We start from the raw sequence: 24,965 nt of genomic DNA, 5'->3' as shown, positions 1-24,965 counted from the left end.
TAAACTCCATCGAATCGGCAAACTTTCGGCCTGGTATACGGTTGGGAAAGCTATACAATTAAGTCCAGTCAACGTTATGAAGTATCCGCATTCCGTTAAGTTTTTGCTTGCCAGTTTAGGGTTTATTCCGCTATCGGGCATTGCCCAGTCACAGCCATACGCTACCATCGGTCAGGTGGTTCGTACGGACCCGCAACTCAATCAATTGATTCCAGCCAACGCTAAAATCGAAATCATTGCCGCTGGCTTCGATCACCTCGAAGGCCCCGTTTGGGTGCGCGATAGTAGCTACCTGCTCGTCAACGACACCAAGGCACAGACAACCTATAAATGGTCTCCCAAAACGGGTCTGTCGAAGTTTCTGGAACATACCGGCTATACGGGCCGATTGCCCTACAGCGAAGAACCCGGCAGCAATGGCATGACCATTGATCGGAAAGGGCAGTTGATTATCTGTGATCACGGCGACCGGCGCATTGCGGTCATGCCGTTACGGGGGAAAGGGGGCAAGCGCACGCTGACTGACCACGTTCAGGGAAAACGCTACAACAGCCCGAACGACGTTGTAGCGCATGCAAACGGGAGTCTTTACTTTAGCGATCCGCCGTATGGTTTGCCGCAGCAGCAAAACGATCCGGCTCGCGAAACAACCGTCAATGGTGTCTATCGGATGGCATCGAATGGTACGGTAACCCTGTTGATCAACGACATTACCTATCCTAACGGACTGGCTTTTTCGGCCGATGGTAAAACGCTGTACGTATCCCAGTCGGATTCGCTAAAACCGCTGATTATGGCTTACCCGGTCATGGCTGACGGGGCCGTTGGTAAAGGCCGCGTTTATTTTGATGCATCCTCATTGCCGAAGTTTCGCCCGAAAGAAGTAGTCGATGGCTTGAAAACGGACAAGGCGGGTAACGTCTGGACGTCGGGACCGGGAGGGGTGCTGATCATTTCGCCAGCGGGTAAACTGATGGGACGTATCGATACGGGAGAGGTAATTTCCAACTGTGCCTGGGGTGACGATGGATCGACGCTTTACCTGACATCTGGCATGTTTCTGTGCCGAATCAAGACAACAACCAACGGCGTTATGCCCTGACAATAAATGAAAAGAAAGAAGGTGGCGAGTCTGGATGGTCATATGCCGTATCTTGGAGATACGGCATATGACCATCCAGACTCGCCACCTTCTTTCTACGGCACCAGCGGCTCGGTCATGTCGGAATCCCGAACAAGAATGACGTATTGGAAGTAGTCGGTGGTAGGATGGGCCGGATCAAATTTCATCTGCTGCGATTTAGGCATAAAGGGCGCATACTTTATCCGAATGGGGGTTGTACGCGCAAACGAACCGGGCCGGTCGAGGGCAAACAGCGTCAGCGTGTTCGGACGGGTAGCCGCCCGCATAGACTCGATACCTTCGGTATGCATCAGCTCGCTGTCCTGATTGAATTTGTTCAGGCGGGTATACGTCTTTCCTTTATCCTGCCAGAAGGGAGGGATGAAAGCCGTCGGCACCATCGAATAGGAGTCCAGGTAACTGAACGTGATCGAAACAATTTTGTCGTGCAGAGGCAGATCGGATTCCTTGATCAGGCAGGCGAACGGCTTTGCACTACCCAGGGGTGGGCTTTGCAATACGTGGAAGAAGCCCCAGAAGCCGTACAGTTTTTCGTTGTTTAAGCTGGGTAGCAGTGTAGTGAAATTGGTGAAAATCGTCTTCTCCCGGCTTTTGATCGTTTTCATATAACCGACGTTGGTGAGCAGATGACGCAGGGTAGGGGCATCGCTGCCAAGGGCTTTTCGGTAAACGGCTTCCTTCGCTTGCCAGTCGGTTAGCCAGGTCAGCGCAAGATCAGCCGCGAGACTGTCCGGGCCAGCTCCTAGTTTACGGACCAGGGAGTCGGCGAGGACCTGCGTCGTTTTGGGAAGTTTTTTCCCGCGAAGTAGCCCGGTCAGGTGTTCGGCAGCCAGCGCATTGTCGTGAATACGGTCGATACCCACGAACTCGATCCGACGATTGGCAGGTAGCGTTTGGTTCAACGCCCGGATTTTCTGAATCTTCCGCACGAAGTCTTTATTGGCCCACTGCGCTTTCCCCGCTACCCAGTTCCGGAAAACCTTCATTAATGTAGCGTCGTCACCGCTTTGCAGGTATTCGTTCAGGTAGTGGGCTTTCGTGGCGTCTACCTCCGCAATGTAATAGCGAATGCCAAGTTTTTGGTTGAGATGCTTCAAAAGCTCAAAATCAACGTCCTGCGGTTTCTGAACCCCGTGTGATTCGCCCAGTAAAAAGAGTTGATTCTGGTAGAACGCGTCATCAAAAAGTTTAAAATTATTGGAACTGCCCAGCACGATTTCTTCCTTCGGAACGTGGCTATAGTCGATACTATCTGACTGAGCCCGTGTAGGCGATCCCGCCAGCCAGCTGATGATTGCGATCAGACCCGCAACCGCTTGAACGACCCGTAAACGGAATGGCGTTTGCCTGTTTCGGAGCAGCGATCGCCACAAATGATCAGCGGCTGACTGAGCCATATGGGTCCATGCGTAGAAGAATTTAGTGGCTTTTCGGCTGATTTGTGAACGGTGAGAGTGGGTGAGTTTGGTAGAAATAAGCATGATCAGACTTGTTTGTTTTTTGCGGTTGACTGATGCAAAGCTGGCCTATAATCACAAGGACCACAAGTAACTGGGATGCCCGGTAGCATACAGGGACAAAAGGGGCGTTCCGGGGCTGTACGGGACAAAACGGGATGAATGGGAAGGCTTTTTAATCAGGACAGGGCCGCTCAATCCAGCGTTTGGGCGATCGCTATTTGCTCACTGAAGGCATCCAGATAGCTTCGGGATACCGGAATCCGGGTGTCAGTACCGGTCAGCGTCAGCTGGTAGCCGCGCGCGTTTCCGTCGGTTTGGCAGACAGCCTTTAGATTGACCAGAAAAGCCCGGTGACAACGGAAAAACTGCGGATACGGACGGAGGGTGTCAGTTAATTCTTTGAGCGTACTGCGGAGAACAGTTTTTTGCGGCTGAGCCCCGTTTAGCCAATGAACATCCACGTAGTTTCCGACCGATTCGATGTATACCAGCTGATCCGCTTGCAAGTGCAGGCGTTCTTTTCCGCTTTCGGACGTGAGCAAAATAGACGTTGATACCGTTGGTTGTTCGGATGCGGGTTCGACGGGTTTCGTGTCAGCCGGCAATACGGGGTGGACTGATAACGTACCGCGCTGGTGCATCAACTCATTGATTGCCTGCGCCTGGCTCAGGTTTCGCTTTAGCCGCCGGTGTTCCGTCAGGAAGACGCCCAGCATGATCGGAAAAAAGCCAATGAGCGTGACGGAGAAATACATTTGCCCGAACGTAGGGCGTCCTGCGTCTAGGAGACCAAGAATAAGCTGATTGCTGCAACTGATCAGGAATAGAACCAGCAGCGTGTGAAGAATATGACGGCCAACCGTCCAGCGATCTTCAGTATAGAAAGCGGGGAACAGTTTTGGAATGGCTACGTTGGCCAGCAGAACGACCCCGACTACACCAACCGAAATCAACGCGCTAACGGCGAGGTGGTCAAATCGTTTGAAACTACCATTCAACAAGCTGACAAATACAAAAACGTAGAGTCCTGACTGCAAGGCCAGTCGTAAATGATTCGTAAAGCTAAAGTCTTCGGCAATGGGACGGTTCAGAAACGAGCGTAACAGCTGGCGCATATCAGCAAAAATAGGCAAGTCCAATACGGTTTCAAAAACGTATCGCGCTTGCCCATAAGTGCGTATCTTTGCCGTATGCTTTTAGAACAGAAACAACACGAACCAACAACGATTGACGCCATGCCGACAACCCTGCCTGTTATGGAAGCGTTCTATACCATTCAGGGGGAAGGGGGGCATACCGGGCGGGCCGCTTATTTTATCCGGCTTGGTGGTTGCGATGTGGGTTGCCACTGGTGTGATGTGAAGGAGTCGTGGGATGCCGACGCCCATCCGAAACGGACAATTGATGCCATTGTTGCCGGAGCCCTGCAACATCCCGGCCGAATGGCGGTTATCACAGGCGGGGAGCCGCTGATGCACGATCTTACGGCGTTGACGAATGCGCTGCAAACCGCCGGTTTCCGGACGAACATCGAAACGTCGGGCGTGTGTCAGGCCGTGACGGGGTCGTGGGACTGGATCTGCTTTTCACCCAAGAAGTTTAAAAAGCCTAATCCGGCTATTTACGAAAAGGCCGACGAACTGAAAGTGATCATCTACAATTCGTCCGATTTTGCCTTTGCCGAGTCGTTTGTGCCCGCTCTTCGACCCGATTGCAAACTCTTTTTGCAATCTGAGTGGAGTCGTTCCAATGAAATGCTGCCTCGCATCGTTGATTACGTTAAAGAGCACCCGCAATGGCAAATTTCGTTGCAAACACACAAGTATCTGGACATTCCATAACCAAGCGAATAGGGGCAAACAAACCGTGGACGATGACCCGGATTAGTCGGGTTGTTATCCTGGGTATTTGTTGTTCATTCGTCAGCATTCATGATTCCTCTGGGCAGGACAAAAAAGCGCAGGAGCTGTACGCCCAATCGATCAAACTGTTTAGCGAGCGGAAAGCGACCGAGGCTATTCCGTTTATGGAGCAGGCGGTGAAACAGGACCCCACCTTCAAGGATGCCTACCTCAAACTCGGTCAGCTCTACGAATTTACCCGGCGGTTCGAACCGGCCATAACGGCCTACCAGAACGCGATTCGTCTTCAACCCGACAGTCCGGCCTCCGGCGCGGCTTATCAATCGCTGAGTACCACACTCCTGCGACTGGGCCGTTACGGGGAGGCATTGCCGTACCTGGAAAAATACCAGGCGATGGTGACACCACAGTCTGTACAGGGAAAACGAATTGGTCGGCAGATCGAATCCGCCCGATTTGCACAGGAAGCGATACAACACCCACAACCCGTTGATCCGAAACCGTTATCGTCGGTGCTACAGACGACACCGTCGCAGTATTTCCCGGTGTTGACGGCTGATGAACAGACGCTAGTTTTCACGGCGCTCAAACCCGAAGGGGATGAAGACCTGATGACGGCAACGTTCAACGGCGAAACGTGGTCGCCACCCGCATCGCTGTCGCCTGGTATCAATACGCCCGATAATGAAGGAACGGCCAGTCTATCGGCTGATGGTCGGATGATCGTTTTCACCGTTTGTCAGGGACGCAAAGGGTTCGGTAGCTGCGATCTATACGTGAGCCGAAAAACGGGGAGCGACTGGTCGGCCCCCGAAAATCTAGGCTCAACCGTGAATACCCGTTTTTACGAATCGCAGCCGTCACTCTCGGCGGATGGACGACGGCTCTACTTCGTTTCGGATCGACCGGGTGGCAAAGGCCGACGCGACATCTGGCGCAGCGATCTCGATACGGACGGTAACTGGCACGAACCGGTCAATGTGGGCGAACCCATCAATACACCGTACAACGAAGCGTCGCCGTTCATTCACGCTAACGGGCAGGTCCTGTTCTTCGCTTCGGAAGGCCACGTAGGGCTAGGCGGTTACGATCTGTTCGTATCCGATAGCGCTAACACGGGCTGGACAAATCCGACAAACCTCGGCTATCCGATCAATACGTCCGAAGATCAGGCGTCATTGTTCGTCGCTGCGAACGGGAAGCGGGCCTATTATTCGTTTGAGGAACAGAAAGAAGGCGTCTCGCAGAAATCCCGGTTGTATGCGTTCGATCTGCCCGAGTCACTGCGGGAGCGCGTTAAGCCCGTCAGCTACCTCAAAGGGATTGTGGCCGATGCGAAAACGAAAAAACCACTCGCTGCCACTGTCGAGCTGATCGATCTGAAAACGAACCAGATCGTTTCGCGCGTTCAAGCCGACGCCCAGACGGGTCAGTACACGGCGGTGATGCCCGGCGGGGGCGACTATGCGCTTTACGTGAGTGTGCCAGGTTACCTGTTCAAAAGCCTCTCGTTCGACTTTACGCAGAAGCGAGATAGCGGCTCGGCCCTGTTGCTGAACGTTCCGCTGGTTCCCGCGGTGGCGGGCGAAACGGCCAGGGAGACGCTCAATAACTTATTTTTCGAATCGGGACGCTATGACCTTGCCGACAAATCACGAACGGAACTGGATCGGTTATCGGCCTTTCTGAAAGCCAGCCCGGCGGTGAAAATCGAGATCGCGGGTCATACCGACGACCGGGGCGATGCTGCTGCGAACCTTACGCTTTCGCAAAAACGGGCACAGTCGGTTGTGGGCTATCTGACCAAGGCGGGCATTGATCCGGGGCGCATCCGGGCCGTTGGGTACGGTAAAACGAAGCCGGTCGTTCCGAACACCACGGACGAAAACCGGCAACTGAATCGGCGGATCGAGTGGCGAATCCTGTAGAACGGTTTTCGCGGGATGCCGGATCGTGAGTACAGTCGGTCGTCGATAGCGAACATACACCATAGGCTCTACATACTTTGTCTCTTTGCATTCTGCGGGATTTTTTTCAATTTTGTATATGTTGTCTACATGCCAACCCTTTTTAGGGAACGGTATAGTATTAACAAAGAAGACAACTTAGTGCCAATCTCATGACTTCCGAACACGTTAAGTGCCTGATCATAGGCTCCGGTCCTGCTGGCTATACAGCGGCTATTTACGCAGCGCGGGCCAATATGCAACCTGTTATGTATCAGGGGCCACAGCCGGGTGGACAGTTGACCATTACCAACGAGGTTGATAATTTTCCCGGCTATCCTGACGGCGTTCAGGGACCGCAAATGATGCAGGATCTGGAGAACCAGGCCCGCCGGTTCGGTTCCGATATCCGGTATGGTATGGTAACCAGCGTCGATTTGTCGGGACATCCGCACCGCGCCATCGTTGACGACAAACACGAAATTACGGCTGATTCAGTTATTATTTCGACCGGTGCGTCGGCCAAATGGCTTGGCTTACCGTCAGAAATGCGACTCAATGGCAAAGGCGTTTCAGCCTGTGCCGTCTGCGACGGTTTCTTCTTCCGCGGGCAGGACGTGGTAATCGTCGGGGCCGGTGATACGGCTGCCGAAGAGGCCAGCTACCTGGCAAATCTGTGCCGTAAAGTGTACATGCTGGTTCGCCGGGACGAAATGAGAGCGTCGAAGTTCATGCAGCAGCGGGTAAAAACGGCTGCGAACATCGAAATCCTGTACAATACCGAAACCCTGGAGGTGCTGGGCGACGATGAAGTGTCGGGCGTTCGGGTGAAGAATATAGAAACGGGCGAAGAGCGTGTTTTAGACGTGACCGGCTTTTTCGTCGCGATTGGCCATAAACCGAATACGGATATATTCCGGGAGTATCTTGAATTGGACGATCATGGGTATATCCTGACCGAAAAAGGAAGTACCCGGACCAACATACCCGGTGTTTTCGCCTGCGGAGATGCCCAGGATAACGTCTATCGTCAGGCCATTACAGCCGCCGGAACCGGTTGCATGGCCGCACTCGACGCTGAACGTTATCTTGTTACCGTGGAAATGCAGGAGCAACAACTTGTTCATTAACGTACTAGTTTTTGATTCAGCGAGTAGCACGTTCCCTATTAACACAAGGGAACGTGCTACTCGCTGAGCTGAAAATTCATCTTTGAAACTGATGAGAAAAACGGCTTTTCGATGGTTCCTGGCCATCGGTTGTCTGTGTTTTACCGTAACGGCACAGGCCCAGGAGCGAGGTCGATTCAAAAAAAACCTCACGATCACCCCCAAAAATCAAAATAACCCGAATGCACCCGTCGTCGATCAGCCACAAAAAGCGGACGACCCATTCGAGCAGGAAACGACAAAATTGCGCTTTAACAACCAGTTTGAGCCAAAGAAAGAACTTAATAAGGTTGTCAGCGAAGACACCAGCACCATTGATCAGGGTGAAGCCAGTGTTGTTGAGGTGATCGACTCGGTGCTGATCGGGAATGAGTGGGTCAAAATCGCTGATTATTACGCCGTATGGGATTCCAGAACCATTGACCCATACAACATTAACCCGTTGGAGTTCAACGAGGCAATCGACATCAAGCTTTACGATCCTCCTGCCAACCGCTACTGGTCGGCCCCGCTCAACGAGGGTAAAATGACCTCCAACTTTGGGTACCGCTGGGGCCGCTGGCACACAGGAACTGACCTTGACCTGGAAACGGGTGACCCGGTTTATGCGGCCTTTGATGGCATCGTGCGGGTTGTCGGGTGGGATGGCAATGGGTATGGTCGTTATGTGCTGGTACGGCATTATAACGGGCTGGAAACGCTGTACGGGCACATGTCCAAACAGACCGTGGAGATGGGACAGCTTATCAAAGCGGGTGATCAGGTCGGGTTGGGTGGAAACACCGGACGGAGTTACGGAGCGCACCTGCACTTCGAAACGCGCTACGAGGGGAATCCCTTTAGCCCGTTAAACATCTACTCGTTTCCGGAAAATACCGTCAATTCCGATCATTTTCTGCTGACCAGTTCGGTATGGGACTATCTGCGGGGAGGTCGTTCCTCATCGTCGGAATCCAGCTCACGGCCACGCTTCAAACGAACCGTATTGCACCGCGTTCGCTCGGGCGAAACGCTTAGCTCGATTGCCAGCCGTTACGGTATGTCGGTGTCGGCACTAACGCGTAAGAATCATCTTTCCTCGCGGTCACGCATTCGACCCGGACAAAAACTGCGAGTGAATTAAAGCTGTTTTTCTAGCAGCAGGGGTTTGTTACAAACCACTGGTTTTTTGATGAAGGAAATTACAACCGATTCACGTTCACAAACCGGTATGATTTCTGACGGAGTTCTGTTAGTAATGCATCCAGGTGGTCGTACAACTTGTCGGTGCGGGCGGATGCGGTGCCGATGTGCATCAATAAAATAAAGCCGTTGAGACCGGTGATATTCCGCTGTTCATACGCTCGAATCGATTGGAGGATTGTTTCGCTGTCGCGGTAGTTCGGGTCGTCCGGTGTGGTGTAGTCTGCGTGGCTTAGCGTACCGGGCGTATAGCTGATGAGCCGTGAACCGGCGGCTTGTGTCCAGGTTGAAATACTGTCGTTATACCATTCGTACGGCGGCAAAAATAACGTTGCCTTACTACGCTGAATGCCGAACCGGCCCAAGGCAACATAGTTTGCTTTCAGGTCTTTGCTGAATTGTTCATGCGTAACCAGCAAACTGTCGCGTTTGGTCCAGTCGCAGTAGAGTAGGTGCTGATCGGAGTGCGGCCCAATGTAGTGCCCATCGCGACGAAGTTGTTGCACCAGCGACGCATTAGCCGGGTTACGCAGAAAACGTCCCGTCAAAAAGAACGATGCCCGCACGTTCTGTTTCCGCAGAACACGGGCAATTGTTCGTCCGCCGTCCGCAAATTCATCACCCGTGAAGACCAGCGACAGTTGCCGGACGCTTGTGTCGCCCCGAATTTTGGCCCCCTTCGCGTACGCAGACGTTAACTCAATTGCTGACTTGTTGGTGGCTATGGTTGATTGTATTTCGGGTGATTTAGTGCGTTTTTCGGCCTGTTTGGCGGCCAGCAGGTACACCAGCGACGCCGTGCCGTCCATAGTCGGTTCGTTGGTACTATAGTCGCCAAAATCGTCGTGGTACACGGCCAGATCGCTCTGAAAGGCTGCGTATTCATCCGCTTCGTGGAGGGTTATGCCAATCAGATTCTTGTAAATACTACCCCGCACCGGCCCATCAACCAGCCCACCATCGATCGGGTATTTTTTCAGGTGGGTAAAGGCCGAATGCGGATCGGTGGGTGTATCGGTGTTGGCGGGCAGGCCATACACGAAGCTGGTTCCCCACGGATTGCAGCCAAACAGCCAGTCGAAGGTAGCCTGCTCGAGCGCGGCATATTGCTGGTCGTTGGTCAGCTGACGATACCAGAGGCACTGCGTAGCGAAGGATGTTGTCAGGTTGTTACTGCACCAGATGAAGGGTACACCCCGGTAAAACGCGTTTTGTTTAGCCCGCTGCCATACGGTTTCAATGCCCCGTTTATAGAAGTCGGTAACCGGTTTGCGCTGACCAACCGGAAAGCGTTTGGCCAGTTCAGCGTGACCGATGTTCACAAATGGATACCACTGATAATGCCGGGCGGTGTCATTATCGATCCAGGGCGTGACGGGTTCCTGACGGGCAAATTTGAGGGCAGTTGCACGCCATTGGCCAGCCTGTTTGCTCGTTGTGCCAGCCAGGTTCAACTGTTCAACCGCGGCCAGCTCCATATCGTCTGCGTAGTTGTCTTCCTCGTAAAAATAAGGCGCACGACCGGGTGCTGTCTGGGAATTGCCGGGCTTCTGCTCGCCCAATTTATAGGCCGATTGGGCCCGTTGCCGTAAGCGGGTAAGGTAGGATTGATCGACGTAGTCAGCCGGGCGTTTACGCAGGAGTTGATAACCCAGCGCCAGCGCACTGCTTACTTTTCCGGCGGTTGACGCTACACCTGTTGCCCGGTTTTTGTACCTGAACAGCCCCTGCGGTTCACCCGTTGCGAAGTAAACCGGACGCTCGAAGCCTTTGCCATAAAAATTATCTTCGTCAGGGATGCGTAGGCCGGCGTGGTCGCGGTCGTCGCCGAGCTGATTGAACAGCCATTCGTCGGTCGGGTGCATTTTCAGCAGCCAGTCGAGGCCCCAGCGCGCTTCATCGAGCACATCGGGCTGACCATTGGCCCCGGCTAGTCCGTTGGTCTGATGTTGATCCGTAAACGCGTCCGGATAGTCACGCAGAGCCGCCAATAAATGATAAGTCGCATTGGCAGAGGTAGTCACATACTGTAAATAATCCGACGCATCGTGCCACCCGCCCGATACGTCGATGTGCGTACTATCGGGCATGGGACCATACATCGTGTAGCCGTCGTGCGTGTGGCAGGAATCCTTCAGAAACGGGTTGTAACCGCTGCGTTGCTGGCGCATATAACGCAGGCAGAAATCGGCGGCACCATCGTACACATCCTCGCCAATGCGAAATACGGGTGATCGCGTGCCTTCGTCCGTGCGCACGTAATAGCGGCCCGGTTGCCGGAATGCGGAGAAATTGAGTCGATACGTCTGCCGGAATGGGCCATAGACACCAAACGCCTGTCCGACCTCCCGTTGCCAGACGACCTGATCCGTTTCCGCATTGACAAGCTGAAAGCGAGCGGTTGTTTTGTCCGTCAGGCTTCCCCATACGGCTGTTTTCGAACTGGCGGGTCGATAGCCGAGGAGATTGATCCGGATAACGGCGGGCTCATCGGCAGGCGCTACGAATGCAGCCAGCGCGACGATCAGGCCCACGAAAAGGAGGAAACGATGTATCATAACGAACAATGGGCCGTAAAGAACCCGGATGATCAGGCAAAGTAAAAAGAAAAAAAGAAGATAAAATGATCATGAGCTAATGGTTGCTGTAGCCGTTCGCTCATTGCTTGTCCCATTCAATAACATCAGCCATTTTGGGCCAAACCCGCCTGATCCATTGAGGTTAGTCGGGGAAAGCCGTCTGTCCCTTGTCGGTAGCAGAAAGCTATCGCGCGAATAAGGCAGATGAATTGAACAAATTACCTAAAGCAACCAAGTAAAACGTTATGAAAAATCTACTTAAACCAGTGGCTGGTTTCGTACTGGCCAGTTTGGTAATCGCCTGTAGTAAGGATGAGGTGTTTAATGCTCAAATTCCCGAAACAACAGACCAGCCGACAAGTGCCCAGGTGTCTGGTAACGTGTTCGAGCCCGCACTGGTCCAGGCAACCGATGCTCGGATCGCCCAACTGAAAGCACCAACCAGCTTCACGGTAACAAAATTTGCCGACAATCTGGGTAAGCCGCGTATGCTGACCGTTGGCGCATCGGGTGCTGTATACGTAACCAGCCGCGACGCGGGTACCGTCACCCTGCTGCGCGACACGAACAACGATGGGGTAGCGGACCAGCGGCAGGTAGTTGCTAACATCAAGAGCATACACGGTCTGACGATCAATTCCGGCAAAATGTACCTTGTTTCCATTTACGATGTGTACGTTGCCAATATAAACGGTGATGGAACCCTGACCGAACCACAGCGAATTATGACGGGTTTGCCCGATGCGGGACAGCACCCGAACCGCACCATTGCCGTTGGTCCTGATGGTAAACTATACATTACCGTGGGAAGCACCTGCAATGCCTGCGCGGAACCCAACGTTGAAAATGCGACGATTTTACAAGCCAACATCGATGGATCCGGTCGTAAGATTTTCGCCAGCGGGTTGCGTAATACGATTGGATTTGGCTGGCATCCGCAAACAAAGGAACTGTACGGATTCGACCACGGCATCGACTGGCTGGGCGATGAGCAGCAGCAGGAAGAGTTGAACGTAATCAAACAGGGTGGTTTTTACGGTTGGCCTTACATTTACGGTGATGGACGCTATAACCCACACCCACGACCAATGGGCGATACGACGTACGCGCAGATTCTGGCGAAAACTACCTTGCCCACGTTGCAATACGAAGCCCACGCGGCACCGCTCGGTATGATTTTTTACACGGGTAGCCAATTCCCGACGGAATATCAGAACGACGCGTTCGTTACGATGCGTGGTTCGTGGAACCGCACAAAGCCGTCGGGGTACAAAGTGGTTCGGATTCACTTTGAGAACGGCAAACCGGTGAGTTCACAAGATTTCGTGACGGGTTTTCTGGTTGACAACAATCAGTCGCAGTTTGGTCGTCCGGTCGGTATCGCGACCTACACCGATGGATCGGTCCTCTTCTCGGATGATAACAACGGCATTATCTATCGGGTAAGCTACCGTAAGTAGAAGAAGTTCTTACGAATGTGATACGGCCACAATGCTTACATGAGCATTGTGGCCGTCTTGTTTAGGCTCAACATAGGTGTTCGTTTTAAGCGAATTATTACCGCTGGAAATTGCGGTCGATCTCGCTCAGTAAATACGTTTTGGGGTCGCTGAAGTACTCCCAGAACATAACGCCCGCCAGTTCCTGTTTTTTAACGTACTGGCATTTAGCCCGTACTGATTTTTCGTCGTCGTAAGAGACGAACCGCTTCAGATCGGCATTGTAGAGATACGGCGCTTTAGCCCGTTTGTCCCAGTGTCGCTTGTAGGCTGGGTTGGTCAGGAGACTGTCTTTGATGAAGCTGTAGCCACCGCCCCGCTCAACGGTCGCGATGGTGCGCGGAAACGCGTCAGGGTCATCGGTTTTCAACTGCCACGCCCGACCGTAGAACGCAATGCCGAGCACGAGCTTGCTGGTGGGTACGCCTGCCTGTTTATACAGCGTTATGGCTCGGTCGCCCGATTGCTCGTTATCCACCTTTCCCGACTCGTACAGGTTTGTGTGATGCCCTGCCAGCGGACCACCCGTGAAAAAATCATACGACATCACGTTGATGTAATCCAGGTACTGCTGCGCCTGCGCCATGTCCGTGTGCGTGAAAATCTCCGGGAAGCCGGGCAGGGCGGTCGTCACCAGGTATTCTTTGCCGGTTTGTTGCTTGAGCCCGTTCAATTGGTCGCGCAACGCTTTGAATAGCAGCGTGAAATTGGCTTTGTCTTCAGGCCGAAACACATTGTCTTCGCCTTTCATGCCGGGGTATTCCCAGTCGATGTCGATGCCATCTAACTGGTATTGCCGGACGATATCGACCGCTGATGCCGCGAAGGCTGTTCGGGCGGTGTCACTCAAAACAGCGTCGGAAAAATGTTCGCTCCAGGCCCAGCCACCAATCGAAATCAGAATTTTCAGGTCGGGGTTACGACGTTTAAGCGCGTTCAGGTTCCGGAAATTGGTAGAGTCGGTGGCGAGGTTATGCAACCAGGCCCGGTTGTTTTTAATATCGACGAAGGCGTAGTTAATGTGCGTTAGTTTCTCAGCCGCTATCGTTTCCGCGTTCACCAGCCCACGAAAGCCACCAACGTAGGCCAGCACAATGGGTTTGGTTTTTGGCGCCGGTACAAAACCAGCCAGTAGCACAAGTGAACAAGAAACGAACGACACAAAACAAAACAGGCGAACCATGCAACGAATCGGTTTAAGCGTGAAAACAAGTGAACCGCAATGGATGCCTTAATGTGCAACTAATCGCTGACTTGTCCAGTTTTTAGGGTATTTTTTTGATTGATCCACCCTGGCTTTACGCTGGGCGATGAACGCCGATGAGCCTTAGGATTGGGGTGAAAATATGCCGCAATTGCCCCCTTCTATTGCCGCATTCACACTCGTTCGGTCTGCTTCACGGCCTGTACCTTTGTTCTGTAAATAACAAAACGCAACGACTATGGCCACTCAGATTTTTGTAAACCTACCCGTTAAAGACCTTACCAAATCAATTGCCTTCTTCACGCAACTCGGCTACACCTTTAACCCACAATTCACCGACGAAAATGCAACCTGTATGGTCATCAGCGACACTATATTTGTGATGTTGCTGGTCGAACCCTTTTTCCGGCGATTCACGAAAAAGAAAATTGCCGATGCCACTACCGTTACTGAATCGATTATCTGTCTTTCGGCCGACTCTCGACAGGGTGTCGATGAACTGGCCGATAAAGCGTTAGCCGCTGGCGGTTCTGTATCGAACGAGCCGCAGGATGAAGGGTTTATGTACAGCCGTAGTTTTCAGGATGTAGACGGTCACCTTTGGGAAATTATGTACATGGAGCCAGGTGCTGCGAATCAGGAGCCGCCGACTACTGAGGCTAGTGCTGCCTAACGAATTTGCTCCAATCCGGTGTAAACAGCCGTAGCAGATGTCCCCTGCTACGGCTGTTTATCGTTGATCCGTGACGTATTCATGAAGGTTGCCCGGTACGGATAGTGCCTGTTGATCAACGTGGTAAATCCATTCATCCACCAATAGCACCACAAAAATATGTTCTGTCAGCCGTGTCAACGATTCGCCTAACTTACGGGTCTACAAACAACTTAACCCGCATGCCCTTATGAACGCACTGAAAGAACTATTTGGCCCTTATAAAGATGATGTCTGGCGAGAGCTAGCCCGGGAAATTAAGGCTGATTTTGTTGATGGTAACTTTTGGAGAGGTAGTAAGGTACAGGCAACCGTAAACGAGTGGACGATCACGCTCGACACCTACGTCGTATCAACCGGAAAGGTGTATATCACCTACACTCAAATGAGAGCCCCGTATGTGAACAAGGACGGTTTTCGATTCAAGATATACCGAAAAGGATTTTTTAGTGAGTTGGGTAAGAAGCTGGGGATGCAGGATGTGGAAATTGGTTATTCCGACTTTGACGAGCAATTTATTATTCAGGGAAATGATGACGACAAACTACGTCGCCTGTTCGATAATACCCGGATACGGCAATTAATTGACACACAGACCGATATTAGCCTGGAAGTACGAGATGATGATGGCTGGCTATCAACCCATTTTCCCGAAGACGTCGATCAGTTGACGTTTAAGGTGGTTGGCGTAATTAAAGACATTGAGCGGTTGAAACAACTGTACGAACTCTTCGCCGAAACCCTAAACCACCTCTGCCGCATCGGGTCTGCGTACGAAAACGATCCGAATGTAGCACTGAACTAATTGTTGTACCGAGCGCTATAACCCACCCGTCTAGTTCAGGCAAAACGGAGCTATGGGTATAATTCTGGCCGATGTCGAACTGGCAAGGAGCTGTTCGGCCGTACGCAGAGTGTCGGCCAGAAAACGAACGATCTCCCGCTCGTAGGCTTCCACAACGGCAGCTACGGTGAAATCCGCGGCTTCGAACGTCAACAGGGACCGATTCAAAGGCAGGTTGTCCCGTAACGCTGGCTTTAAAACGACCACGATGGTGTCGTCGTTTTTATATGGATACGCATCGGCAACGAAGGCCAATTTTGTGACAGCGGTGAGGGTACGAGTTAAGTGAGTCATGGTCTATATCGTATTTATTTGCTAAAGTAAATATAACTAATAAATAGTAACATAAGGTTATTAAATATTTTATTATTTTTACTAAACAACCTACTTTATGGAGAATTGACTGATGTAGCTTAGTTCAATAGCGACAATAAGTCAGACCGAGTTAGCGAATGTAGGACAGATGCGTCCGTTTTGATCAGATCTTCGGCGAGTTCTGTTTTAGTTTTCTGAAGGTCCAGCATCTTTTCCTCGATCGTGTTGGGGCAGATTAGCCGTACAGCCACTACGTTTTTTGTTTGGCCAATGCGGTAACTGCGATCGATGGCCTGATTTTCGACCGCTGGATTCCACCACGGATCGACGATATAAACGTAATCGGCCTGCGTTAAATTGAGTCCGGTGCCACCCGCTTTCAGGCTGATCAAAAACACACGAACATCGGCGTCCGACTGAAACCGATTCACGCTGTCAGCCCGGTTGCTGGTTTGACCGGTGAGGTATTCGAACGCAATGTTTCTGGCTGCCAGCTCCGTCCGGACCAGGTCGAGCATGGTAACGAACTGCGAGAAAACCAGGATCTTATGGTGGGGAGACTTGGTCTCAATCTGTTCGAGTAGTGCGTCAATTTTGGCCGACGAATTGCCGTAAAATTCCTCGTCATTGAGCAGGGCCGGGGAGTTGCAAATCTGACGCAGTTTTGTCAGTCCCTGCAACACGTGCAAGCGCTCTCGGGCAATGTCACCTTCTTTTGTGGTCAGCAGGTAATTGCGAAACTCCCACTCGTAGGCATCGTACACCTTTCGTTGTTCGGGACCCATTTCGCAGTGGATGATCATCTCCGTTTTGTCGGGAAGCTCGGTTGCTACCTGCGCTTTGGTCCGGCGCAAAATGAACGGGCTGATTTTCTGCTGAAGTTCACGGGCACGCTGCCGGTCATTGAATTTGTCGATTGGGGTCGAGTAATGACTTTTAAAGTGGTTATAACTGCCCAGCAATCCCGGACAGGCGAAGGAAAGCTGCCCGTACAGATCGAACGTATGGTTTTCGATGGGCGTCCCCGTTAGCACAATTTTGTTGCGTGACTGTAAGCGCCGAACCGCCTGATACCGTTGCGATTCCGGATTTTTTATAGCCTGCGATTCATCCAGAAAAATATAGTTGAACGGATAATCCGTCAAAAAACGAACGTCGGACAGGAGCGTGCCATAGGACGTCAGAATAATATCGTATTGTTCAAATTCGGCTTTTCGGAGGGTACGGTTCGTACCATAAAACGTGTGGATGGTAAGGCTTGGTGCAAACTTCGCCACTTCGGACTGCCAGTTGAACAGTAGCGATGTAGGTACAACGATCAGGTTCGTGTTCGGGCCGACCTTTGTGCGCTGCGATAGGATAAACGCAATGATCTGGAGTGTTTTTCCCAAGCCCATGTCGTCGGCCAGACACCCGCCGAAGCCCATATCGTCCAGAAAGTTCAGCCAGTTTAAACCTTCCTGCTGGTAGTCGCGCAGTACGGCGCGGAGGCCACTGGGCACCGCCACGGGCTGGATGGACTGAAAATTGGCGAGTTTGGTAGTGAATGTAGCCAGTTGATTCGAAACCTCAGGCGTTAGCTGATCCTCGTCGTACAGGTCACGGATGCTCGAAAAGTTGACTTTCGGGGTTCGGATACGATCGTCAACTACATCGCCCGTTTGAAAATAGGCCGCAAAACGCTCCAGCCATTCGGTGGGCAGCACACCCTGCGTTCCATCGTCGAGTGTAACGAACCGGGTGTTGTTTTTAATGGCTTTGTGCAGGTGTTTCAGGCTAATGTGCTGTTTGCCGTACGACAGGCCCAGCGTCGTATCGAACCAATTCAGACCACTGCTGACTACAACGGAAACCTTCGCTTTGTGCGGGTTGAGTTTGTTGTTCTTTAACGTATTGAAGCCCAGAATCCGAATGTCCTGGCTTTGCCAGAAGTCAAACGCATCCAGAAACCAGTCGTCGTTCAGAAAATGCTTTTTATGGAGATAGAACTGACTCTGGCCAAGCTGGTCATGAAAGTCAGGGTGCTGGCTGAGTAACGCCATCAGAAACTGAACTTCGGCTTCTTCGTCCCGCGCTACCATGAAGGGTTTCCCTTGACTATCAACCGAATAAATCAGCCGCTTAGACAGGATCGGCACTTCCACGGTTCCGTATTTCATCACGAGCGTAATCAGTACATAGTGCTCCGAATCGGCCAGATACATGATCCGTTCCCGCTCCTGACTGAACCCATTCTCGGCCAGTTGCTGCTGAGTGGCCGGTTGCAGGTACGCGTAGTTGACCTGAATCTGATCGTCCAGCTTAGCCAGGATTGTTTGTCGAAATTCGTTGTACTTCGACTCATGAATCGTTATTCGGTTGTCCTTGTTGAAGAATTGAATGACGCGCAGATGGTCGGGGTTATCGACCAGGTACACCGTATCATGAAGCTGAATGAAGTAGTCGTATTTAAGCGCTACTTTATTCAAGCCATACGAAATGCCGTCGATGGTGAGCGAGCCGTGTATCTCGTAGAAACTGTCGATTCGGCGCACCAGCAGACTAAGCGAAGCTTTCAGGAGTTTTAGCTGAACCGGCACCAGCGAATGCGCCGTGATGTTTTCGGAAACGCTGCTGGTGTGATAAAAAACGGATAGCCGGGCCGGATTTTCGGCAATTAACCGCAGCCCGTCCAGGTCCGTCGTTTCGTGTTTAGTACGGTGGTGATTCTGGAATTTAGCCACAGCCGAATAGAACTTCAACTCGTTCAGCTTGTCCAACCTGGGAATCAAATCCAGTGGCGAAAGGACCGTTAACGGGTTTTTGGGCTTCCCATCTCGGGCCGTCGCGGCTTCAAACAGTTCCAGACAAAAATGATCGTAGTAGCGATGCTTGGTAAAAACGATAATTCTTTTGCGCGACGAAGTGGGCTCCTCAGTTACCGGGAGCGGGTGTTTTGCTCTCGGTAGCAGCAGGGATTCCAAGTGGGCGCGGTCTGCCGACGTAACGGAAATCAGATCGGTACGGGCTGGCCGGATAACCGTTGTTTTATTTTCATACGACAGCCGAAAACAGTCGTCTAACGATCGCTCATGTTCCAGCCCGTAATCTTTCGCGACTTGCTTGATGGCGTCAAGACGCTGATCCGAATCAAAAAACAGACGAAGTTCCCGGCGTCTGGTTATGCTCGACAGCATATGGACCTGATGATCGCACAAGCTGTCTTTGGGCGCATTACAGGCACAGGATACCCGCAGCGAATGCGCTGTTTGCTGCACAACAACGGTGGGGAAGTAAGCAACGCGGGAAGTGGTGGCGAACGAAGCCAGATTTAGCTCGATGACCAGCGGTTGAACGTCGGGATACCCGTCCATTGGTGACACCCCCCCCGAACTATGTTGCCGTAACACACTATCCGACAGCGTAGCAATCGTGACGCCTTCCAGCTCATAGTCGTACGGACTGGCTATTTTATCGTTATTACTACAATCGGCGGGCATCGGTTGGTTCTGAAAACAGCGAACTACAAAGCTACTTCTGAGGCCGAATTTACATCCGCATGGTCACGTTTGTGATAGATTACGCGCTGTCCGGCCACTAAAATCAACAAGCCACTGATCGAGCAGACCGTCATGACGCTGACCATCGGCATGGCCGTGTGGTTGTGGAGCACGCTGACCGCACCGGAAACGAGTGCGCCACAACCCATCCGAAAGCTACCCATCAAGGCCGCTGCACTCCCCGCATGGCGCGAAAAAGGAGCGAGCGATAACGCCGTTGCGTTGGGTCCGGTCAGGCCCTGCCCGCAAAGATACAGAAAGAGCATCCCGATCAGACCATGCAGTCCGAACCAGCCCGCCCAGGTGCCGAAAACCAGGAGCAGACCCACAACCGTCTGGTAGACCAGGGTCGTGTAGATGATCTGTTCGCTGGCAAACCGTTTCAGCAAAATACGATTCAGCTGTGTTGGCGCGATGATGGCAATGGCCAGAAAGGAGAAGATCCACCCGTACTGCTGTTCCGTCACTTTGTAAAGGTTCATAAACACATCAGGCGAGCCGGAAATATACGCAAAGGGGGCCGCCGTAGCGATGCCGCTAACGAGAGCATACGTCAGAAACTGAGGTTGTTTCAGCACCGTGAAAAAATTACCTAAAACCGCTCTTGGACGAAGCGACAGAGCGGGGTCCGGTGCCTTTCCGTCGGGCAGCGCGTAATAAATGCCGACTATGATCAGAGCAGTAATGCCGGCCAGAATCAGAAAAATAGAATGCCAGCCTAACGCAACGGTTGCGTAACCACCCACGGTGGGCGCAATCATGGGCGAAACCGCCACCACGAGCGTAAGCAAGGAGAGAACCTGCGCAATTTCGGTTACGGGAAACAGATCGCGAACCAGCGCCTGAGCCGCTACCAGCCCGACGCATCCGCCCAGGGCTTGTAGAAGCCGCATCAGAATCAGCGTTTCAATGGAATTGGTCAGCGCACACCCCACCGAAGCCAGCAGATAAATAGCCAAACCGCCGTATAGGGGCAGCTTTCGGCCAAACCGATCCAGCAATGGACCATAAATGAGCTGCCCGAACGCAATGCCGATGAGGTACGCGGTCAACGATAACTGAACCTGAGAGATGGACGTATGCAGATCGTTGGCAATGGCCGGAAAGCCCGGCAAATACATGTCGATCGAAAAAGGACTGATCGTCGTGAGCGTCCCTAAAATCAGAATGATGGTAAAATACTGTCGGCGAGTCATAAACTCAAAATAAAAGTCTCTGCTTTAGAGACGTTCAATAGTACTTTATTGTTCCAATATCCGCCGATTTATAGGACAAAAGTTAGGTAAGTCCAACTCAGTCCCACGAAAGGGCAATCTGCCGGTAGTTCTATTCAATTCAAGACAGATAGACCGGTTGCTGTTCAGAATTTGACTTACTTTTGGTCCGTTATTTCAGACCACTAGCATGGATATTAAAGCTTATCTGAACCGGATTCGGTATACCGGCGAGTTGGAAACGACGCTGGCAACACTGCAAGCGCTTCATTACCAGCATCTATTGGCCGTACCACTTGAGAACCTGAATACTCAGTACGGACAAGCGATCGTGCTTGAGCCGGATGCGTTGTTTGACAAGATCGTTACACAACGGCGGGGCGGATTCTGCTACGAACTGAACGGCCTCTTTTACGAATTACTCCGGGCTATTGGCTTTCAGGTGAAGCGCATATCAGGACGGGTGTATGATCCGGGGAACGGTTATAATGATGAGTTCGATCACCTGGCCAACATTGTCCATATCGATGGGAGCGATTGGCTGGTTGATGTGGGGTTTGGCCGACGGTTTCCCCTGCATCCAATGCCGTTGACGCTGAATCAAACCCATGAGGACCGGACCGGGCGGTATCAGCTGTCGAGATACGATGCGGATTATTTATGTGTTGAGCAGCAGGACGAAGCCGGAGACTGGATACCGGCTTATCGCTTTACGGAAACGGCGCGGGAACTGACCGACTTTTCGGCTATGTGCTGGTTTCATCAAACCTCGCCGGACTCCTATTTTACCCAAAATAAACTTTGTACGATCGTAATCCCCACCGGGCGAATCACGCTGACCGACCGTACGTTGAAGATCACGATGCCGGATCGGGTGGTCGAACAGCCTGTCGTTGATCAGAATGATTTCGAACGGTTATTACTCGACTACTTCGGGATTGATGTAAAAGCCTTTACCGGAAATCGCGAGTTAGTTCAATCCGTTACCTGAACCAACTCGCGATTTCCGGTGAAGATACTACAGATACAACCGCTTACTTCGCTTTCCAGCTGTCATTGGTCGCGTCCGCATCCATAAAAATGCCGCCTTCCAGGTTGATCGACTGAATCTTTTTGCTCACCGGCAGGTTGACCGTTGCTTGTTTCTGGTTTGCTTTCCAGAGATTGGGCGTCTGGTGGAATGTCTCTTTGGTGCCATCCGTGAACGTGACGACAAGATCGACCGGGGCTACGTAACCACCAATATTGTCCAGCGTAACCGCGCATTTTGTCGAGGATGGAGCAACGTTCCGGATGCCGAAATCGATGTAGTTGTTGCTGAAAAACCAGTTAGTCCAGAACCAGTTCAGATCTTGCCCGGAGGCATTGTTAAAGCTGTAGAACATATCCCACGGGGTAGGGTGTTTGCCGTGCCAGCGATTCATGAACTCGTGCATCGACTTTTTAAACACGGCATCGCCCAGTAATTCTTTGAGCGCCAGATACCCGATAGCTGCTTTGCCGTATTCATTGTTTCCCAGTGCCGCACCACTCAGCACATTGGCCGGGGTGATGATTGGCAGATCCTGCTCGGCGGACGGATCTTTGCTCCAGTAAGCCACCCGAAACTGCTGGAAATTTTTCGTTGCCTGTTCCGTGCCCAGATCGGCCTGGCTGATCAGGTATTCCAGGGCCGTCACCCAGCCCTCGTCCATGAATCCGTAGCGGGTTTCGTTGATGCCCATGTAGAAGGGAAACCAGGTATGCGCGATCTCGTGTTCGGCCACAAACCGCGAGAACCTAGGGTCCGGCGTGGTGGCATCGTTCACCATCATCGGATATTCCATGTCGGCAAAGCCCTGAACGATCGTCGTTTTCGGATACGGGTAGGGTATACCGGGCCAGTTATTGGAGAACCAGTCGAGGGAGTGCCGCCCGAAACCTACCATCTGGTGAAAGTCTTTTGCATCATCCAGAAAAGCCACCTGTACGCTCGATCGACGGTTGGTTTTCTTATCAACAACCACACTCGACGCGTCCCAGACGTAATGGTTGCTGATGCACAGCGCAATGTCGGGTACGTAATTCGCTTTCCATTTCCACGAATTCACAGGCTGCGATTTAGTAACGTTGCCCGACGTTACGTCGGCGAGTGTGGCCACATGAATTACAGAATCCGTCTGCATTGATTCGCTCAGGCGTTTGGCGTAGGTAGGCTGTAACACCTCGTTGGCATTGAGCAGGTCGCCGGTGGCCCAGACCAGGTAGTTTTTGGGAACATTCACCGTGAAGGTGTACTCGTTGAAGTCGCTGTAAAACTCCTGCGCTTCGGTAAACTCGGTGCGGTCCCAGCCATAATAATCGTCATACACGGCTACGCGGGGATAGAAATAAGCCAGGAAGAACGTAGTCGAATCGAGTGCCCCTTCGCGGTTGCTCTCAGCGGAAATATCGTAGTGCCAGTCGATCGACAGTTTGACCGAGTCGCGGGGGAGTAGCGGTTTGGTCAGCGCAACCCGCTTCGTCGTGGCTGTGGCAGCCTCCTCCCAGATTTTTGTCGTGTTGTTTTCGGCAAATTTATCGATGTGAATACCCGATGTCATGTACTCCGTAGACACGGCAGACTGACGAACCGCTCCCGGCTTATGACTGTTCAGAAATAGCTTGAAAATCAGGATTTTCAGCGTATCCGGACTGTTGTTGAGGTACGTAATGGTTTCGGTGCCCTGAATCGTTCGGTTGGGCGGGGTGGCCGTAATGGCGATATCGTATCGCGCTGAATTTTGCCAGTAGTTTTTGCCGGGTTTTCCGTCCGGCGACCGGGTGCCTTTCTGGTACGCCTGCTTTACGTTGCGCGGCATGTATAGGCTCTGGGCGTGTGCGCTACCCACCACGTACAGCGTAAGGCAATAAATAAAAGCGAACTTCTTCATTGAGTGTGTTTCGGAATCGGGGTCCGACAAGGTTGGTTGAGCAGGCTAAAGTATTAAAAACAAAGAACTGGATGCAGAAGCATTACATAAGCGGTAAGTGAACGACGATCAAAGTTCCGTAAAAGCGAAGAGGCTAATCGCCGGTAACAATCGCCAGATGAGCAGGTTTACAATAAAATACAACTGCTTGATATATGGAAATTCAGCCTTTCACGATTGCTATTCCGCAGACAACGCTGGACGATCTGCGTGAACGCCTGATCCGCACCCGATGGCCCGACGAAATTGACGGTGCCGGCTGGGACTATGGGACGAATCGGGCTTATCTTCAGGAACTGCTGCGATACTGGCACGATGTATTCGACTGGCGGAAGCAGGAAACCCGTCTGAATCAGTTCCCTCAGTTCAAGACAACCATCGATGGGCTTGGCATTCACTTTATCCATGAACGGGGGAAGGGGCCAGATCCGATGCCAATCGTGCTGTCCCACGGCTGGCCGGATTCGTTTTTTCGCATGTATAAGCTCATTCCGCTATTGACCGACCCGGAAAAATACGGTGGACGGGCCGAGGATTCGTTCGATGTGATCGTTCCTTCCATTCCTGGTTACGGGTTTTCGGAGCGGCCACATGAGAAAGGGTTTACGGCGGGTCGGGCTGCCGACGTGTTTGCGCACCTGATGACCGATCGGTTGAATTACAAGCGCTTTGGAGCACACGGTGGCGATTGGGGAAGCAGCATAACCGAGCAACTAGCCTTCGGGTATCCCGAAGCCATGATCGGCATTCACCTGACGGATATTCCGTACCACCATCTGTTCACCGTAAACCCCGACGAATTGACGCCCGACGAACAGGACTACCTGAAAGCCGGGCAGACCTGGCAAATGCGCGAAGGAGCCTATGCACTGATTCAATCGACGAAGCCGCAAACGCTGGCCTACGGACTCAATGATTCACCTGCTGGCTTGCTGTCGTGGCTTGTCGAAAAGTTTCAACGGTGGAGTGATTCGGACGGCGACGTAGAACGCCGGTTTACGAAAGATGAACTGCTGACGAATGCAACCATTTATTGGGTCACTGAAACCATCAATTCGTCGATACGGCTCTACTACGAGTCTCAGCAACAACCACCCGATACCGCGTCCAAAAAGACCGAAGTGCCAACTGGGGTAGCGCTATTCCCCAAAGACCTGATTCCGCCACCCAGAGCATTTGCCGATCGGTTTTTCAACGTGCAGCGCTGGACACAGATGCCTGAGGGGGGCCACTTTGCTGCCCTCGAAGAACCCGAACGGTTAGCCAACGATATTCGGGAATTTTTCCGGCCACTGCGAAATGGACGATAGGATAAACGCAAAAGGTCCGGAAAAGAACGTCTTTC

At 52.1% G+C, this 24,965-nt stretch carries 18 protein-coding genes; 10 read left to right on the top strand and 8 right to left on the bottom strand.

The genetic code is table 11. The annotated features are described in order from the left end of the window. Positions 1–76 precede the first annotated feature (76 nt). Positions 77–1,102, top strand: a complete 1,026-nt coding sequence (locus GK091_RS14480; RefSeq protein WP_164039452.1) for an SMP-30/gluconolactonase/LRE family protein — start codon at positions 77–79, stop codon at positions 1,100–1,102. 95 nt (positions 1,103–1,197) lie between these two features. Here the strand turns inward: GK091_RS14480 and GK091_RS14475 are convergent, their stop codons facing one another. Together GK091_RS14475 and GK091_RS14470 are read right to left on the bottom strand one after the other, a co-directional pair. Beyond that, the gene (locus GK091_RS14475) at positions 1,198–2,625 is read right to left on the bottom strand and encodes a TraB/GumN family protein (protein ID WP_164039449.1); all 1,428 of its coding nucleotides are present in this window, start codon (positions 2,623–2,625) and stop codon (positions 1,198–1,200) included. A 170-nt stretch (positions 2,626–2,795) separates the two neighbouring features. Beyond that, the gene (locus tag GK091_RS14470; RefSeq protein WP_164039444.1) at positions 2,796–3,719 is read right to left on the bottom strand and encodes a LytR/AlgR family response regulator transcription factor; all 924 of its coding nucleotides are present in this window, start codon (positions 3,717–3,719) and stop codon (positions 2,796–2,798) included. Positions 3,720–3,794: 75 nt separating this feature from the next. Here GK091_RS14470 and GK091_RS14465 point away from each other — a divergent pair, with 75 nt between their 5' ends. The 4 genes from GK091_RS14465 to GK091_RS14450 all read left to right on the top strand — a co-directional run bounded on the left by GK091_RS14465 (position 3,795) and on the right by GK091_RS14450 (position 8,704). After that, positions 3,795–4,445 (top strand): 7-carboxy-7-deazaguanine synthase QueE, encoded by a 651-nt coding sequence (locus tag GK091_RS14465; protein WP_164039440.1) that lies wholly within the window; start codon positions 3,795–3,797, stop codon positions 4,443–4,445. Between the two features lie 32 nt (positions 4,446–4,477). After that, the gene (locus GK091_RS14460) at positions 4,478–6,394 is read left to right on the top strand and encodes an OmpA family protein (protein WP_246202232.1); all 1,917 of its coding nucleotides are present in this window, start codon (positions 4,478–4,480) and stop codon (positions 6,392–6,394) included. A 191-nt stretch (positions 6,395–6,585) separates the two neighbouring features. Beyond that, positions 6,586–7,542, top strand: coding sequence for a thioredoxin-disulfide reductase (trxB, locus tag GK091_RS14455; protein WP_164039433.1), 957 nt, complete (start codon positions 6,586–6,588; stop codon positions 7,540–7,542). A 91-nt stretch (positions 7,543–7,633) separates the two neighbouring features. Further along, complete coding sequence (locus GK091_RS14450; protein WP_164039430.1) at positions 7,634–8,704, top strand: peptidoglycan DD-metalloendopeptidase family protein; 1,071 nt, start codon at positions 7,634–7,636, stop codon at positions 8,702–8,704. 58 nt (positions 8,705–8,762) lie between these two features. Here the strand turns inward: GK091_RS14450 and GK091_RS14445 are convergent, their stop codons facing one another. Continuing rightward, positions 8,763–11,321 (bottom strand): glycoside hydrolase family 9 protein, encoded by a 2,559-nt coding sequence (locus tag GK091_RS14445; RefSeq protein ID WP_164039427.1) that lies wholly within the window; start codon positions 11,319–11,321, stop codon positions 8,763–8,765. Between the two features lie 266 nt (positions 11,322–11,587). Between GK091_RS14445 and GK091_RS14440 the strand changes: the two genes are divergently transcribed. Continuing rightward, positions 11,588–12,802, top strand: a complete 1,215-nt coding sequence (locus tag GK091_RS14440; RefSeq protein ID WP_164039424.1) for a PQQ-dependent sugar dehydrogenase — start codon at positions 11,588–11,590, stop codon at positions 12,800–12,802. Between the two features lie 97 nt (positions 12,803–12,899). Here the strand turns inward: GK091_RS14440 and GK091_RS14435 are convergent, their stop codons facing one another. Then, complete coding sequence (locus tag GK091_RS14435; protein WP_164039421.1) at positions 12,900–14,024, bottom strand: glycoside hydrolase family 18 protein; 1,125 nt, start codon at positions 14,022–14,024, stop codon at positions 12,900–12,902. Between the two features lie 259 nt (positions 14,025–14,283). On the opposite strand from GK091_RS14435, the gene GK091_RS14430 reads away from it, so the two are divergent. Both GK091_RS14430 and GK091_RS14425 read left to right on the top strand, forming a co-directional pair. Then, a complete protein-coding gene (locus GK091_RS14430; protein WP_164039418.1) occupies positions 14,284–14,718 on the top strand; it encodes a VOC family protein in 435 nt (144 codons plus the stop codon). 229 nt (positions 14,719–14,947) lie between these two features. Then, on the top strand, positions 14,948–15,562 hold the full coding sequence (locus GK091_RS14425) for a DUF3137 domain-containing protein (RefSeq protein WP_164039415.1): 615 nt from the start codon (positions 14,948–14,950) through the stop codon (positions 15,560–15,562). Between the two features lie 30 nt (positions 15,563–15,592). Here GK091_RS14425 and GK091_RS14420 read toward each other — a convergent pair whose 3' ends face one another. The 3 genes from GK091_RS14420 to GK091_RS14410 form a co-directional block, all read right to left on the bottom strand. Then, the gene (locus GK091_RS14420) at positions 15,593–15,895 is read right to left on the bottom strand and encodes a hypothetical protein (RefSeq protein WP_164039411.1); all 303 of its coding nucleotides are present in this window, start codon (positions 15,893–15,895) and stop codon (positions 15,593–15,595) included. Between the two features lie 119 nt (positions 15,896–16,014). Further along, the gene (locus GK091_RS14415) at positions 16,015–19,395 is read right to left on the bottom strand and encodes a DEAD/DEAH box helicase (RefSeq protein ID WP_164039409.1); all 3,381 of its coding nucleotides are present in this window, start codon (positions 19,393–19,395) and stop codon (positions 16,015–16,017) included. Between the two features lie 23 nt (positions 19,396–19,418). After that, positions 19,419–20,651 carry a Bcr/CflA family multidrug efflux MFS transporter gene (locus tag GK091_RS14410; protein WP_164039405.1) on the bottom strand — a complete coding sequence of 411 codons (1,233 nt, stop codon included), beginning with the start codon at positions 20,649–20,651 and terminating at the stop codon, positions 19,419–19,421. 208 nt (positions 20,652–20,859) lie between these two features. On the opposite strand from GK091_RS14410, the gene GK091_RS14405 reads away from it, so the two are divergent. Next, a complete protein-coding gene (locus GK091_RS14405; protein WP_164039402.1) occupies positions 20,860–21,660 on the top strand; it encodes an arylamine N-acetyltransferase family protein in 801 nt (266 codons plus the stop codon). A gap of 43 nt (positions 21,661–21,703) precedes the next feature. Here the strand turns inward: GK091_RS14405 and GK091_RS14400 are convergent, their stop codons facing one another. Further along, the gene (locus GK091_RS14400) at positions 21,704–23,581 is read right to left on the bottom strand and encodes a M1 family metallopeptidase (RefSeq protein ID WP_164039398.1); all 1,878 of its coding nucleotides are present in this window, start codon (positions 23,579–23,581) and stop codon (positions 21,704–21,706) included. A gap of 194 nt (positions 23,582–23,775) precedes the next feature. On the opposite strand from GK091_RS14400, the gene GK091_RS14395 reads away from it, so the two are divergent. After that, positions 23,776–24,930: an epoxide hydrolase family protein gene (locus GK091_RS14395; protein ID WP_164039395.1), complete on the top strand. Its 1,155-nt coding sequence runs from the start codon at positions 23,776–23,778 to the stop codon at positions 24,928–24,930. The last annotated feature ends 35 nt before the right edge of the window (positions 24,931–24,965 follow it).

Origin of the sequence: Spirosoma agri (genome assembly GCF_010747415.1) — a bacterium.
Lineage (GTDB): Bacteria > Bacteroidota > Bacteroidia > Cytophagales > Spirosomataceae > Spirosoma > Spirosoma agri.
Note: the sequence above shows the minus strand (reverse complement) of the source record. Positions and strands in the feature narration are given on the sequence as shown.

Bases quoted from the DNA above. Each gene is read 5' to 3' on its own strand.
- GK091_RS14395 (WP_164039395.1), top strand. From the start codon at position 23,776: ATGGAAATTCAGCCTTTCACGATTGCTATTCCGCAGACAACGCTGGAC.
- GK091_RS14445 (WP_164039427.1), bottom strand. From the start codon at position 11,321: ATGATACATCGTTTCCTCCTTTTCGTGGGCCTGATCGTCGCGCTGGCT.
- GK091_RS14415 (WP_164039409.1), bottom strand. From the start codon at position 19,395: ATGCCCGCCGATTGTAGTAATAACGATAAAATAGCCAGTCCGTACGAC.
- GK091_RS14480 (WP_164039452.1), top strand. From the start codon at position 77: ATGAAGTATCCGCATTCCGTTAAGTTTTTGCTTGCCAGTTTAGGGTTT.
- GK091_RS14435 (WP_164039421.1), bottom strand. From the start codon at position 14,024: ATGGTTCGCCTGTTTTGTTTTGTGTCGTTCGTTTCTTGTTCACTTGTG.
- GK091_RS14470 (WP_164039444.1), bottom strand. From the start codon at position 3,719: ATGCGCCAGCTGTTACGCTCGTTTCTGAACCGTCCCATTGCCGAAGAC.
- GK091_RS14460 (WP_246202232.1), top strand. From the start codon at position 4,478: ATGACCCGGATTAGTCGGGTTGTTATCCTGGGTATTTGTTGTTCATTC.
- GK091_RS14400 (WP_164039398.1), bottom strand. From the start codon at position 23,581: ATGAAGAAGTTCGCTTTTATTTATTGCCTTACGCTGTACGTGGTGGGT.
- GK091_RS14465 (WP_164039440.1), top strand. From the start codon at position 3,795: ATGCTTTTAGAACAGAAACAACACGAACCAACAACGATTGACGCCATG.
- GK091_RS14420 (WP_164039411.1), bottom strand. From the start codon at position 15,895: ATGACTCACTTAACTCGTACCCTCACCGCTGTCACAAAATTGGCCTTC.
- trxB (WP_164039433.1), top strand. From the start codon at position 6,586: ATGACTTCCGAACACGTTAAGTGCCTGATCATAGGCTCCGGTCCTGCT.
- GK091_RS14410 (WP_164039405.1), bottom strand. From the start codon at position 20,651: ATGACTCGCCGACAGTATTTTACCATCATTCTGATTTTAGGGACGCTC.
- GK091_RS14405 (WP_164039402.1), top strand. From the start codon at position 20,860: ATGGATATTAAAGCTTATCTGAACCGGATTCGGTATACCGGCGAGTTG.
- GK091_RS14440 (WP_164039424.1), top strand. From the start codon at position 11,588: ATGAAAAATCTACTTAAACCAGTGGCTGGTTTCGTACTGGCCAGTTTG.
- GK091_RS14425 (WP_164039415.1), top strand. From the start codon at position 14,948: ATGAACGCACTGAAAGAACTATTTGGCCCTTATAAAGATGATGTCTGG.
- GK091_RS14450 (WP_164039430.1), top strand. From the start codon at position 7,634: ATGAGAAAAACGGCTTTTCGATGGTTCCTGGCCATCGGTTGTCTGTGT.
- GK091_RS14430 (WP_164039418.1), top strand. From the start codon at position 14,284: ATGGCCACTCAGATTTTTGTAAACCTACCCGTTAAAGACCTTACCAAA.
- GK091_RS14475 (WP_164039449.1), bottom strand. From the start codon at position 2,625: ATGCTTATTTCTACCAAACTCACCCACTCTCACCGTTCACAAATCAGC.